Below are 14,361 nucleotides of genomic sequence, written 5' to 3'. Positions count from 1 at the left end.
GTCCCTGTCCCGTCATCCACGACCGGGTCGGCAAGGACTGCCCGAGACCTGCCGACGTCGGTGTGGCAGCTACTGCGGCAACAGAATCGGCTTGACCACCTTGCCGTCGAGCGCGGCCCGCTCGGCGGCGTCGATGTCGTCGAGGGCGAACTTCTCGATCAGACGGTCGAACGGGAACTTGCTGTCCTGCCAGAGCGAGATCAAACGGGGAATGAACAGATGTGGGATCGCGTCGCCTTCGACGATGCCCTTCACGGTTCGTCCGGTGCACAGCGCTGTGGCGCTGATTCGCAAGTCACCGGCGGGCGCGCCGATCAGCCCGCACACCCCGGACGGCCGGAGTGTGTCGATGGCGGTCGCGATCGCCCGTGGCGCCCCGGTCGTGTCCAGTGCGTAGTCGGCGCCGCCCCGCACCGTGCGGCGAATCTGGCGGGTGACGTCATCGGCGCCGCCATCGACGGCGTGTGTGGCCCCCAGGTCGCGGGCCAACTCCAATCGATCTCGGTTGAGATCGACCGCGACGATGGTCGCCGCTCCGGCCACCCGCGCCGCCATCACCGAGGCCAGACCCACGGCGCCGGCGCCGAAGACGACGATGCTGGCACCGACCTCGATACCGAGAGAGTTCAGCACGGCACCGGCCCCGGTCTGAAAGCCGCACCCGAGCGGGCCCAGCAGCTCCAGCGGCAGCGCCGGGTCGACCTGGACGGCGTTGCGGTAGTCGACCACAGCCCGGGTGGCGAAGGACGACTGTCCGAACCAGCGGGCGGATACCGGTGCTCCGTCGGCGTCGCGCGCGTTGGTGGATCCGTCGGCGTTGCGACCGGACATGTTGCGGGGAAAGAAGGTGTCGCAATATGCCGGACGGGCCCGGCGGCAGTTGTCGCAGGTGCGGCACGAATCGAACGACAACACCACATGGTCACCAACCGCGAGACCCTGCACGTGGGATCCCACCGCTTCGACGACCCCGGATCCTTCGTGACCCGGTACCAGCGGCAACGGCATCCCCGGTTGGGCTCGGGGCAGCAGATCGGTATGACAGAGACCGACGCCCGCGATCCGCACCGCGACGTCGTCGGGTCCGGGCGGATCGAGGGTCAACTCTTCGATCGAGTACGGATTGTCGGCCGAACGGAGCACTGCCGCAGTAGTTTTCACAGCGGGCTCAGTTCGCCACGGCCGAGGCGCCGAGGAACTCGTCGTTGTGCTCCCCCGGGAAGGGCGGCACGCCGACCGCTGCGGGGGTGAAGCTGTCGAACCGCGCGGGCGTACGGACGACCACCTGCGCGTTCTCCCCCTCCCCGACGGTGACGGCGAGTTCGTTCTCGGCGAACAGGGGGGTGTGCACCACCTGCTTCCAGTTGTAGGCGAGCGTGGCCATCAGCCCCTTCTCGTGCAGTGCGTCCACCCACTGCGCAGCCGTTCGTTCGGCCAGCGCCGACTCCAACTCATCCTTGAGTTCGTAGTAGTTGATGGCGCGCAGTTTTTGGTCGGCGAAGCGTTCGTCCTCGGTCAGATCGGGTCGGCCGATCACCTCACACAGCAGAGCCCAGTGCTTGGGGACGTAGGCGCTGATCACAAGGTGGCCGTCTGCGGCCTTGAACGCATCGGAGGGTTGGGTCGCGAACGCGACTTGCTTGCGCCGCTTGCCATCCGGACCAAGGGCGGGAGCGGGCTTGGCGGACTTCGACGAGGCGTTGGGGTCCTTGTTCAGATGGAGGGTGAGCTGGTTCGCCTGCAGACTCACCGCGACGTCGTACATCGCGACCTTGACGACATCGGCGACACCGTGACGTTCCCGATTCAGCAGTGCGGCGAGAACGGCCTGAGCGAAGACGTGTCCGGTGGCGCCGTCGACGAGCTGGAACGGAATGATCTGCGGTCCGCCCTCCGCTGTCCGTAGCCCGGTGGTCATTCCGGCCTCGGCCTGCACCATCAGGTCGAGGCCGGGCCGGCTGCTGTTGACACCGTTGCCGCCGTAGGCCGACAGTCGGGCGTAGACCAGCGACGGGTTGCGCCCCTGCAATGTCTCCGGCCCCAACCCCATCTTCTCCATCACGCCGGGGCGAAACGCCTCGAGCACCACGTCGGCGCTGTCCGCGAGGCGGAGTACGTGCTCACGGCCTTCGTCGGACCGCAGATCGACCATCACCGACTTCTTTCCGCGATTGTTCGGCAGAAAGTAGGTCGCCAATGGTTTGCGGCCGGGAACGACGGAGACGATGCGGCGGGCAGATTCGCCTCCTGGCGCTTCGATCTTGATCACCTCGGCGCCGAGGTCTGCCATCACCTGCCCGGCCAGCGGTCCGGCAACGTTCTGCGTGAAGTCCAGCACCCGGTAGCCGTCGAGTGGCCGCGGGGTGTCGCTGCTTGGCATCATGTGCACCTTTCTGGGCAAGAGTCACGAGTTGCATAACATGCTCTATGTTGTTGTCACCATAACCAGATTTATGGTTGAAGTCCAGGCTCGCTTCCGCGAAGGTCGACGCCGCCCGGACGACGGCCGGCCGGCCGTGCCGAGAGTGAGCCCGACCTCGTTCACACCACGATCCATCGAGTCCTCTCACTGGCGCGTCTCCCGCATCGACAGGACATTTCAGGACGACACCACCGCAGGGTTACGCCAAACGAAGCCGCCGCACCGGCCACGACAGACGGCACGGTCATAGCGTCGGAGTCGAGGAGAGTGACGCCACTGCGACCACGAGGCCGTTGGCGCCGAAACTGGCCGGCACGTGAGCATCATGCGCCCGAGCCGAATTGAAGGTATTTCGGAAGGAGCACCCTCGTCTCAGGATCCGATCCTGCGCGAACCGGACGGAAGCACGGCGCGCAGGACCCACCGCTCGGTCAGCAATCACGACCAGATCAGCGGCACCCATCTGCCTGTTACGGGGCACTTCCCGCTCACTGGTCAGGCGCGAGCAGCCTCGCCCAGGACGTCGCGAGCGATCAGTACTTGGAGAACTTGGCTGGTCCCGTCGTAGATCCGTGCGACTCTGGCATCCCGGTAGAGCCGCTCGACCGTGGTGCCTCGCATGTAGCCGGCACCACCGTGGATCTGCACCGCACGGTCGGCCACCCTGCCGAGCATCTCGGAGCAGAAGTACTTGGCTACAGAAGGGCCGCGCACGGTGTCGGCGCCGGCGTCGTAGGCCGCCGCCACCGACTCCAACAGCGCTCGTCCCGCATGGAGATCGGTGACTGCATCTGCGACCAGGCCCTGCACGAGTTGGAACCGACCGATCGGCCCTCCGCCCTGCTCCCGCGTCTGGGCGTATTCAGTGAGCTCGTGAACGAGCCGGGTGGCCATGCCGACCGAGGATGCCGCGATCATCAACCGGCCCAGTGCCAGGCACTTCGCGGCGATCACGAACCCGCGATCGAGGCCCCGTTCGCCGCCAACCAAAGCATCCGCAGGCACTCGAACCTGGTCCAGGTAGACATCCGCCGTCGGTGAGCCGCGCAGTCCCATCTTCTGGTCGGGGGGTCCCACCGTCACACCGGGAGTATCCGTGGGAACGAGGAAACCCGATATCCCGCGTTTACCGGGGACCTCGGGGTTCGTGCGCGCGAACACCAGGAAGAGATCGGCGTGGGGGGCATAGGTGATGAACGTCTTGATCCCGTGGATAAGCCAGCCGTCGCTGTCACGGTGGGCGGTAGTGAGCATCGTCGACGGATCAGAGCCCGCTGTAGGCTCAGTGAGCGCGAACGAGGCAATTATCTCTCCGGCAGCCATCTGCGGCAGCCATTCCTTGCGCTGCCGCTCGGTGCCGCCTTCCCGAATGACGGCGCCTGCCAAGCCGTTATTGGTGGTATGTCCCTGGACCGCCGAACTCCAGGAGAGCTCAGCCATGACGCGCGACTGTTGAAGGACGGTCATCCCCATTCCGCCGTACTCTTCCGGAAGCCCGTAACCGTAGAGGCCGAGGTCCTTCATCTTCTCGGTGAGTGAGACGGGAACAGAATCGCTTTCCTCGACCTCCTGCTCGAGCGGGACGGCTTCCTTGCGCACGAAATCGCGCAGGACGGTGAGGATGTCGCAAAGGTCGGTATCGAGCATGACGGAAACTCCTAACGTCGGAGGAAGGTTGAACAGCCGCGGCAAGCTTTCGGTGGTTCGCGGGTCTATTGACAAGGGAACCCCGGGTGTTCGGGAGAACATCCGTCGCCAGCGGCCTACGTTCCGGAACCAGAGAAGAGCGTCGAGCTGATACTCACCTGCCGCTCCGCCCTCGATCACCTCGGGGTGCCGAGATCCGCGCTCGCCCTCGCCGCCAGTTGTCCGGCAGCGGGAACCAGCCACCCGGCAGTGCCGAAGGGGATGCGGCGGCTGGCGGCAGCAATGCTCACCGTCCCACGCACAACCCGCCCAGAAACATAACATCTTCTATGGTGCCTAGCCGCAGAATGAATCCGCGACCGAAGCCCAGGGTCGCTCGCGCAGGTCGGCGCCACCGGCATGCCTCCGAACCTTCCAGCACCGAACACGTCACATGCCCCGGCAGCGAGAGCATTTGGATCCCCACGAAGCCTCAGTGCCAGCCCGGGATGGGTGCCTGCGGATACCGTTCGAAGGTTGCGCCGGCGCGCCGAACCGGGGCGGCAATTCCGGACCGGCAGACAAACCACGGCCGATGAAGCAGGTGAGGGCGCCTCGATTGGGAGACTACCTCCGGCCAAGGCCTGGACCAACCGCTCCCGGCGGTCCGCCACCGGCCGGACGGCGCCCCGCGCGGTCAGACCTCAGGCTCGCTGGGGAACGCCGACATGCGAATAGATGAGCTTCACATACTCGTCGAGCAACTTGTCGAGAGGGGCGTACCCACCGTCACCGGCCACCTGCTGGTAGCCCACCAACATGGACATCCCGAGGGAGGTCACCACCTTGGCGACAGCCCGGTCACCGACCACGCGAAGCACCGCCTTGTGCACCGTCTTTCGTCGGGCCTCGTCCACCCGGTTGCGGACTTCTCGGACCGATTCGTCGTTGGCGGCCCAGGCCCTGATCGCGGCTTCGGCTTCGTGGTTCAGTCCGAGGGTGAGTCGGCGTAGGGACTCGATGTCCCCTTCTGGTGGGCCGGAGCCGAATTCGACGTCGCGCAGGATCACCACCTGACGGTTCTCCCAGTAGGTCAGCAATTCGTCGACGAAACCCTGCCAGCTACCGAAGTGGTGATAGAACGAGCCACTGGTCACACCGAGTTTCTTGCACATCATCCCGATGTTCAGACCCGTGAAGCCCAGCTCCGCGAGTGCCGCGAGAGCCGACTCGAAGTACTGCTCGCGGGTGACTATCCGTGACATGGCCCGTCCCGATCGTTGGTCGCCTACCCCTCAATAACACAGTCTATCGTATCGAGATTGTCGACCCTCGCCGAAGAGCCTCCCACAGTCCTTCCCCATCTCCATAACATGCGCTATGGTACGGACATGTGGTGTTTCTATGACAGGCTCTTCATCGGGGGCGAATGGGTCCGTCCGGCATCTCCGGACACACTCCAGGTCGTCTCGGCCAGCACCGAAGAGGTGATCGGATCCGTCCCGAAGGGCAACGAGGCCGACGCCGACGCTGCTGTCGCCGCGGCCCGCCGCGCATTCGACGATCCGACCGGCTGGTCCAACTGGTCCCCCGACCAACGCGCGGACGCACTGCTGCGCTTGGCGACGGCCATCGACAAATACAGCGGTGCCATTGCCATTCGGGTCAGCAGCCAGAACGGCATGCCCTCGAGCATCAGCAAGCAGACCGAGGCAGTCATGCCCGCGACACTGCTGCGGTATTACTCCGGACTGATCCGCGACACCGCTGTCGAAGTGCACCGGCCCTCGCTGGTCTCCGGCACGACCGCGGTCCGCAAGGAACCACTCGGCGTGGTCGCCGCCATCGTCCCGTGGAACTTCCCGCAGTCGTTGACCTTCTTCAAACTCGCCCCCGCCCTGGCCGCGGGATGCACGGTCGTCATCAAACCCTCGTCCGAGACCGTCCTCGATGCGTTTCTTCTCGCCGACGCCGTCGAAGAGGCCGACCTACCAGCCGGTGTGATCAACGTCGTCACCGGCGGCGGCCGCACGGTCGGAACGCATTTGATCCACCACCCTGGAGTCGACAAGGTGGCCTTCACCGGCTCCACCGACGCCGGGCGCACCATCGCCGAACAGTGTGGGCGCCTGCTCAAGCCGGTGACCCTCGAACTCGGCGGCAAGTCCGCGGGAATCATCCTCGACGACGTCGACCTCCATCGGAGCATGAAATCGATGTTCGCCTCGACTCTGCTCAACAACGGCCAAACCTGCTTCATCAGCACCCGCATCCTCGCCCCCGACAACCGCTACGACGAGGTCGTCGACGCCTTTACCGCAATGGCCGCGGCGCTGCGTGTCGGTGACGCCCTCGACCCCAAGACCCAGATCGGCCCGGTCGCCACCGCACATCAACGCCACAACATCGAGGCGCACATCGCCCAGGGAAAGAGCGAAGGAGCACGCATCACCACCGGCGGCCGACGGCCGGCGGATCTCGACCGCGGCTGGTTCGTCGAACCGACGATCTTCGCCGACGTCGAGAACAAGTCGACCATTGCGCAGGAAGAGATTTTCGGCCCGGTGCTGAGCATCATCCGCTACCGCGACGAAGACGAAGCCGTCCGGATCGCCAACGATTCCGTCTACGGTCTCGGTGGCACGGTGTGGACCGCCGATCCCGACCGGGGGCTGGCCGTTGCCCGACGCGTCCAGGCCGGTGCCGTCGGCGTCAACGGGTTCACCCTCGACCACGGGGCACCGTTCGGTGGCGTCAAGTCGAGCGGCCTCGGGCGGGAACTCGGCCCCGAGGGCCTGCATCCGTACCAGCAACTCAAGTCCGTCTACCTGCCCGCTTGACCTTGGAGAACCTGATGACCGCTGCACCTACCGACGCCGCAATCCGCCCGTACCACGAGATCGACCTGTCTTCCAAGGTGTTCTGGGCGAAGTCCGCCACCGAACGGGAAGTCTCGTTCGCCCAACTCCGCGCCCACAGTCCCGTCAGTTGGCAACCACCGGTGGAGGACTCGTGGTTACCGGAGCCTGACGACCCGGGATACTGGGCGGTGATGCGGCACGCCGACATCGTCGACGTCAGTCGCCGCAGTGAGGTCTTCATCTCCGGCCTGGGGGTGCAGTTCGAGAACCTTCCGCCGGACGTGCTACGCGGCTCGCAGTCGATCCTCGCGATGGACCCGCCCGACCACACCAAGATTCGCAAGCTGATCAGTGCCGCCTTCACGCCGCGGCAGGTCAAACGAATCGAGGACCAGATCAAACGCAACGCCGCCGAACTCGTCGATGCCATCGCCGCGAGGGGCGACACCGAGTTCGTCAGTGAGGTCGCCGCCAAACTACCGATGCGGACCGTCTGCGACATGATCGGCATCGACCGCGACGAGCAGGAGAAGGTGGCACACGCCGCCGAGGTCATCACAGGATGGAACGACCCCGAAGTACGGGGCGGCCGCGAAAGAGGGCCCGCGCTCGCCGAGGTCGGCTGGTATCTCACCAAACTTGCCCGCACACTCGCAGCGCAGCGCCGAGCCGAGCCCCGGGACGATCTGATCAGCGCGCTCGTCAATGCCGAGGTCGACGGTGAACGACTCAACGACATCGAAATATCGTCCTTCTTCACCCTGTTGTGCGTCGCCGGCACCGACACGACGCGGCAGACCGCCACACACGCGGTGAAGGCGTTGACCGATTTTCCTGACCAGCGGGCCTGGCTCATGGAGGACTACGACGGCCGTATCAACAGCGCGATCGAAGAGTTCGTGCGCTGGGCCTCACCGGTGATGACCTTCCGGCGCACCGCCATCGAAGACACCGAACTGGCCGGTCAGCCCATCAAGGCCGGCGAGAAGGTGGTCATGTTCTATCCCTCCGGAAACTGGGACACCGCGGTCTTCCACAACCCCGAGGCCTTCGACCTGTCACGGTCGCCGAACCCGCACGTCGGCTTCGGCGGCGGCGGAAACCACTTCTGCCTCGGCAATCAGGTCGCCAAGAGTCAGCTGCGGGCACTGTTCCGCGAACTGCTCACACGAATTCCCGATTTCCGGGCGGGCGACCCCGTCATGCTCGAGGGCAACTTCATCCATGGCGTGAAGTCGATGCCCATTCAGTTCACACCCGAACAGTCGTGAGATTCCTACACACTTCGTGATGATTGGTAGAGAACATGACAGCACGCACCGACAAAATTCACAGCACCACATCGGCTGCTTCGAGCACCCCGAGCACCGCGATCGCACCTGAGATCATCTCCCGGCTGATCGGCACCCTCCCCGATAGCGGACCGGAAGCGTCAACAGCTGCACCGGCAACCGGACAACAACTGGCGACCTTCCGTACCTCGACCGTCGACGACGTGGCTGCCGCGTTCACCGCCGCCCGCACCAACCAACGCGCCTGGGCTGCCACAGCACCACGTGAGCGGGCCAAACCCTTCCTGCGGCTACACGACCTCGTCCTCGCCAACGAAGGCCTCATCGACATCGTCCAGGCCGAGACCGGCAAGTCCCGCAACAGCGCATTCGAAGAGACCCTCGATGTCGCGGGACTGGCGCTCTATTACGGCAGACACGCATCGAAGTTCCTCGCCCCCCGCAAACGAGCCGGAGCGATCCCCCTCGCAACACAAACCCGCGAACTGCGACAGCCCAAGGGCGTGGTGGGCATCATCTCGCCGTGGAACTACCCCCTGTCGCTGGGGGTCTGCGACATCATCCCCGCGCTCCTCGCCGGTAACGCCGTGGTCCACAAGCCGGACACACAGACCGCGCTGACCGCACTACGCGCGCGGGAGCTCCTCGTCGAAGCCGGCCTGGACCCCGCACTGTGGCAGATCGTCGTCGGCGAGCCGGCAACGGTCGGACAGCCAATCATCGACCACGCCGACCACATCTGCTTCACCGGTTCGACCGGCGCAGGCCGCAAGATCGCGGAGGCTGCCGCGCGCCGACTCATCGGTTGCACACTCGAACTCGGCGGCAAGAACCCCATGCTGGTGCTCGACGACGCCGATCTCGACAAGGCCGCCAAGGGAGCAGCTCGGGCGTGTTTCTCCACCGCCGGGCAGCTCTGCCTGTCGACCGAACGCCTGTACATCGCCGGCACCATCTACGACGAATTCGTCCCGAAGCTCGTCGCGCAGACCCAAGCACTCAAACTCGGGAAGGGCGCCGCGTTCGACTACGACATCGGCACTTTGACCTCGCAACGACAGTTCGACAACGTCGAACGGCACGTCGCCGATGCCCGCGATCATGGGGCCACCGTGCTCGCAGGCGGACGCCCGCGTCCCGACCTCGGCCCCTACTTCTACGAACCGACCATCCTCGAGGACGTCACCCCCGAGATGGAGGTGTACGCCAACGAGACCTTCGGGCCGGTGGTCTCCCTGTACCGGGTCGCCAGTGATGACGAGGCTGTCCGCCTCGCGAACGACACCGAGTTCGGCCTCAACGCCAGCGTCTGGACCTCCAGCACGGCCCGCGGCCGCCGTGCCGCCGAGCAGATCCGTTGCGGAACCGTCAACATCAACGAGGGCTACGGCTCTGCCTACGCCTCCAACGACGCACCGATGGGCGGGATGAAAGCCTCCGGTCAGGGCCGTCGGCACGGCGAACACGGCATCCTCGAGTACACCGAGCTGCAGACCATCGCGAGCCAGCACGTCGTGGGATTCGACCCCCCGGCAGGAGTGAGCACCGAGCAGAACGCAACCATCCTCGCCTGGACGTACCGGCTGATGAAGATGTTCCGAATCAAGTAGGAACGTCGTCCGTCCCGCGTCTGCGACGCGGATCCGTTGCTTCTGCAGGATGAACGACCACAGTCCTGCGGGTGCGCAGAGGTCAGCCGTGCTCCCACCGGTGGACACGTTTCTCGCCCGAACCCGGGGCACCGCGGCGCCGATGCTGTCGATCAAATTGGCGACAGCACCGGTGCGGTGGAAGCGACCCAATCGGCAAGAACTCTTTGCCGATTTTCGGCTCCTCACGGGAGCCCCGAAACCTTTCCCATTCATCTGCAGTGCAATACCGATCGAGGAGTCAGTGTGAAGAGCGATCTTTTCGAGGTCGATCACGAGGCGTATCGCCAGACAGTCCGCCGTTTCGTGGAGAACGAAGTTGTCCCGAATCTCGAACGATGGGAGGAACAGAGATCGATCGACCGCGAAACATGGTTGGTCGCTGGGAAATTAGGACTGTTGGGGTTGTCGATCCCTGAGGAGTACGGCGGCAGCGGGGTCACCGACTACCGCTTCCGGGTCGTCGTCATCTCGGAGTTGGCCCGCGTCGGTGCCGCAGCCTTGCAGTCCGGATTCTCCACCAACGACGACATCGTCGCGAACTACATCCTGCGCCAAGGCACTCCCGATCAGCAGCGACGATGGTTGCCGGGTTTCACGACCGGGGAGACGATCGGAGCAATCGCGATGACCGAACCCGGAACCGGGAGCGATCTGCGCGGCATCAAGACCACCGCCGTCCAAGACGGCGACGCCTGGGTGGTAAACGGCAGCAAGACCTTCATCACGAGTGGCGTCCTCGCGGACCTGGTGATCGTCGTCGTGCGCACCGCCAGCAGCGATGGACATGGTGCGCTCAGCCTGATGGTGGTGGAGGACGGCATGCCCGGATTCCACCGAGGCCGGCAACTGCACAAGGTCGGTCTGGCCGCCCAGGACACCGCCGAACTGGTTTTCGACAACGTTCGAGTTCCCCAGGAGAATGTCCTGGGTGAGATCGGTGCCGGGCTGCACTACTTGATGGACAGCCTTTCGCTCGAGCGGCTCGGTATCGCGCTCGCTGCGCAGATGTCCGCCGAAGCGGCGCTGCAGTGGACCGTGTCCTACGTGACCGAACGCAAAGCGTTCGGGAAGTCGATCTCCGAATTCCAGAACACCGGCTTCGTCCTGGCCGACCTCGCGACACGGATCGATATGGTCCGCGCCTTCCTCGACCGTGCCGTCATCCAGCACTCCCATGGAGAACTCTCACCCACCGACGCCGCCAAGGCCAAGCTCGCTGCTACCGAACTGCAATGGGACGTCATCGATGCGGGACTCCAGCTGCATGGCGGCTACGGCTACATGATGGAGTATCCGATTGCAAAGGCCTTCATCGATGCACGAGTACAGCGAATCTACGGCGGCACCAACGAAATCATGAAGGAAATCATCCAGCGCGACCTCTTCAGTTCGGTCGATAGGCGCAGCTGAAGTCCGCCAACGATCGACTCCATGTACGTCCGACGCACCGGAGTCGACAAGCTCTAGAACTGCGACGCTGGCAGGGTCGATCTGGGCCGCGAGAGTTCGTAAATCACCGTAGAAGTCAGTGGTACCACAGAAGGGTGAGGTTGATACAGCGGGTTTCACACAGCAGGGCGCGAGGCACCAGTCAAGGTGCGCGCCTTTCCTGGAGTGCTGACTAACCGGAGTTGGACGCCGAATCTTCGGCAATGGTCGACTTCGCTCTCCCGTTGGCTTCCCGTCGGCGGCCCGAGGACCGACGACGATCAGGTTGCGGCTGTAGCGGTCGGCGAGGGGTCCGGCGATCGCGCCGCCAATCGACGCCCGAGCTTTCTGCCGTGACGGTTCGCGGCCTGCCGGTGCGAGATCAGTTCGTCGGGCTCCTCGCCGGCGTATCTCGTGAGGGCGTTGACACAACCATGGGTACCGACAATCGTCGCGAAACGGTGATGCGCCAGCAGAGACGGGGTCGACGACCTCGCCGATCTCAGCGGTGCCGAGCTTGGCTGCGAACCACGCGGTCCGGCCGAACGTGCCGCGTTCGTATCCACTCGTGGGTAAGACGAGGAAGTGGCAGGATTGGCCGAAGATGTCCGTGGACGAAGTAGAGGTCGATCGCCGCTGCGGGAAGTGGTGATCTGCGCGTTCGGCGTCTTCCGCGCTAGCTCAGCGTGACCTCGACCGGAATAGACTTCCATGACCTCAGTGTGTTGTTGAGGTGCCTGTGGACTGGGCCGGTGATCTCGATCGTGTCGACGCGGGCGGCGAGTGCTGTCAGCAGTGCCTCGGATTCGAGTCGGGCAACATGTTGACCGACACATTGGTGGAGTCCCATGCCGAATCCGACGTGGGCGGAGGGATCTCGCTGCAGGTCGAACCGACCGGGATTCTCCCACCGGCGCGGATCGCGATTGGCGGCACCGAGAAACATGAGGATCTTCTCACCGTCCGGAATGACAGTGCGGCCGATCTCGATGTCCTGCGTTGCCGTGCGGAAGAACGTCTGCACCGGCGATTCCCAGCGCACGGCCTCGTCGAACGCGGTGCGGGCCAGGGCGGGGTTCGTGCGCACGGCCTGCCACTGATCGGGGTGGGTGGCGAAGGCGAAGAGCACCGCGGCCAGGCCGTTGACGGTGGTGTCGATGCCGGCGGTAAGCAGTGATCGCACGATGAGCGGTGCTTGCTCGTAGGTGATGTCGCCGCGGTCCGCGGCAGCCCAGATCTGGGCGCCGAACCCGTCGTCGGTCAGCACGTCGCGGGCGCACTGGGCGTTGATCCAGTCCATCAATTCACCGATTCGGCCGGCTCCTCGTTGGACCAGACTGTTTGTGGGTCCGAACGCGTTGAAGGTGTGGTCGCCGTACGGGAGGAGGTTCTCCCTTCCGGCGTCGGGGAGTCCGACGGCGTCGGGAAACACGCGGAGCGGAAAGGCCGCGGCCAGGTCTGCTGCGGCATCGAATGTCGTCCCACCCGCGAGCACCTGGTCAACGAGCGCGTCGGCATCGGTGAGCCAGGAGGACCGCAGCTTCTGCAGGGCGCGGGGGCCGAGGATTCGGCTGAGCACCAACCGCGGTGCATCGTGGTGTGGAGGGTCGGCCTCGAGCAGAACACTCGGTGGTCGCCAGGGCTTTTCGTAGCGAAAGTTGCTCAGTCCGACGCCCGCGGCGGATTGGAATCCTTGCCAGTTGGTCAGCGCGGCGTGGACCTGCTCGTAGCGGCCCATTGCGTAGACCCCGTAGCGTTCGAGGTAGACCACCGGCCCTGCCTCGCGCAGGTCTTCTTGGAGCGGCAGCGGATTCTCGAGCACGTCCAGCGCGAATGGGTCGGCTTGGCTCACCGGAATGTCGAGTGCGGCGGTGGTGGTCACGGCAGCGTTCCTTTCGTGTCTAGAGGTCGAGGACCAGGTGGTCGGTGCGGGATCGGGAGACGCAGATGAACATGCAGTCGTCCGCGGTGCGTTCGTCGTCGTTGAGGATCGAATCGCGATGATCCGGGGTGCCCGAGAGGACCGCTGTCTCACAGGTTCCGCAGGTTCCCTCGCGGCAGGAGGACAGTACGTTGACGCCCGCGGTCCGGACGGCGTCGAGGATGCTTGTTTCCGGGTTCACCGTCACCGTGAGGCCGGTCCTGGCCAGTTCGACGTGGAACGCGGTGCTGCGCACCGGGGCTCCTTGTTGCTTCGGTAGGAACCGCTCCGTCCGGAGCTTTCCTGGTCGCCAGCCGATGCACAGCTCTTCGACCGAGCTGAGCAGGGCACCTGGCCCGCAGACATATACCTTGGTCGGGTTTGCCTCGGCGCTGGTCAGCCATGTTCGCAGGTCCAGCAGCCCGAACTCGTCGCTCGGTGCTATCGTGACGCGATCTCGGTAGGTCGCGAGTTCGTCGAGAAAGGCCATCGACGAACGGGTCCGGCCGCCGTACAGCAGCTGCCAATCGAGACCCATCAGGTCGGCCTGCGCGATCATGGGGATCAGGGGCGTGATGCCGATGCCGCCGGCGATGAACAGGTACCTCGGTGCGGGCGCGAGCGGGAAATTGTTGCGCGGTCCACCGACGCCGATGGTGTCCCCCACGTCGAGCTCGTTGTGGATGTAGGCCGAACCACCTCGGCTTGCCGGTTCACGAAGAATTCCTATCCGATACCGGTAGGCGTCCCATCGATCACCGCACAGCGAGTACTGGCGGGTTTCCCCATTGGGCAGCACCAGGTCGATGTGCGCACCCGGTGTCCAGTCCGGCAGTCGTCGACCCTGCGGATGGGTCAACGTCAACGAGACGACACCGTTCGCCGCAGGCTCTTTGGCGACGACTCGGAGAGCAGAATCTGCGAAGGCAGAGGATGGTGACATTGCGATAACTCCTTGATCTTTCGTCGATCCAGAGTCCCGTGTGCGCCCAATCACGCTCTAGTGGAATATCAATCAATGAGAGTGAAAATGCGCAGCCGATCACTCCGTCGGGGCAAGTGATGCGCGGACGGTGCGCGAGATCCCACGGGCGGCCGCAAGCAGTGCGGGGATTTGCGCATAGGCGTTGTCGTCGTTGGGCACGGTCAGTGCGAGTGC

The 14,361-nt window shown here is 64.8% G+C and carries 10 protein-coding genes and 1 pseudogene; 4 read left to right on the top strand and 7 right to left on the bottom strand.

The annotated features are described in order from the left end of the window. Nucleotides 1-69 precede the first annotated feature (69 nt). From ACFTZB_RS33015 to ACFTZB_RS33000, 4 genes are all read right to left on the bottom strand, one after another. Complete coding sequence (locus ACFTZB_RS33015) at nt 70-1,161, bottom strand: NAD(P)-dependent alcohol dehydrogenase (protein ID WP_378438112.1); 1,092 nt, start codon at nt 1,159-1,161, stop codon at nt 70-72. Nucleotides 1,162-1,168: 7 nt separating this feature from the next. Then, entirely contained in the window at nt 1,169-2,380 is a 1,212-nt protein-coding gene (locus tag ACFTZB_RS33010; RefSeq protein ID WP_378438110.1) for a CaiB/BaiF CoA transferase family protein, read from the bottom strand. Nucleotides 2,381-2,917: 537 nt separating this feature from the next. After that, on the bottom strand, nt 2,918-4,069 hold the full coding sequence (locus ACFTZB_RS33005; RefSeq protein ID WP_378438108.1) for an acyl-CoA dehydrogenase family protein: 1,152 nt from the start codon (nt 4,067-4,069) through the stop codon (nt 2,918-2,920). Between the two features lie 683 nt (nt 4,070-4,752). After that, a complete protein-coding gene (locus tag ACFTZB_RS33000) occupies nt 4,753-5,313 on the bottom strand; it encodes a TetR/AcrR family transcriptional regulator (protein WP_378438105.1) in 561 nt (186 codons plus the stop codon). A 126-nt stretch (nt 5,314-5,439) separates the two neighbouring features. Here ACFTZB_RS33000 and ACFTZB_RS32995 point away from each other — a divergent pair, with 126 nt between their 5' ends. From ACFTZB_RS32995 to ACFTZB_RS32980, 4 genes are all read left to right on the top strand, one after another. After that, nucleotides 5,440-6,888 (top strand): aldehyde dehydrogenase, encoded by a 1,449-nt coding sequence (locus ACFTZB_RS32995; protein ID WP_378438103.1) that lies wholly within the window; start codon nt 5,440-5,442, stop codon nt 6,886-6,888. A gap of 14 nt (nt 6,889-6,902) precedes the next feature. After that, nucleotides 6,903-8,180, top strand: coding sequence for a cytochrome P450 (locus ACFTZB_RS32990; protein ID WP_378438101.1), 1,278 nt, complete (start codon nt 6,903-6,905; stop codon nt 8,178-8,180). A gap of 35 nt (nt 8,181-8,215) precedes the next feature. Further along, nucleotides 8,216-9,811, top strand: coding sequence for a succinic semialdehyde dehydrogenase (locus tag ACFTZB_RS32985; protein ID WP_378438099.1), 1,596 nt, complete (start codon nt 8,216-8,218; stop codon nt 9,809-9,811). A 285-nt stretch (nt 9,812-10,096) separates the two neighbouring features. Next, entirely contained in the window at nt 10,097-11,263 is a 1,167-nt protein-coding gene (locus ACFTZB_RS32980; protein WP_378438097.1) for an acyl-CoA dehydrogenase family protein, read from the top strand. Nucleotides 11,264-11,957: 694 nt separating this feature from the next. Here the strand turns inward: ACFTZB_RS32980 and ACFTZB_RS32975 are convergent. The 3 genes and pseudogenes from ACFTZB_RS32975 to ACFTZB_RS32965 form a co-directional block, all read right to left on the bottom strand. After that, a complete protein-coding gene (locus ACFTZB_RS32975) occupies nt 11,958-13,163 on the bottom strand; it encodes a cytochrome P450 (protein WP_378438094.1) in 1,206 nt (401 codons plus the stop codon). Nucleotides 13,164-13,182: 19 nt separating this feature from the next. Continuing rightward, the gene (locus ACFTZB_RS32970) at nt 13,183-14,145 is read right to left on the bottom strand and encodes a PDR/VanB family oxidoreductase (RefSeq protein ID WP_378438092.1); all 963 of its coding nucleotides are present in this window, start codon (nt 14,143-14,145) and stop codon (nt 13,183-13,185) included. Between the two features lie 99 nt (nt 14,146-14,244). Continuing rightward, a pseudogene (locus ACFTZB_RS32965) lies at nt 14,245-14,361 on the bottom strand (IclR family transcriptional regulator); the annotation flags it as partial.

Source organism: Rhodococcus sp. NPDC057014 (genome assembly GCF_042673295.1).
Lineage (GTDB): Bacteria > Actinomycetota > Actinomycetes > Mycobacteriales > Mycobacteriaceae > Rhodococcus_F.
This window is presented reverse-complemented; position numbering and strand designations above follow the sequence as displayed.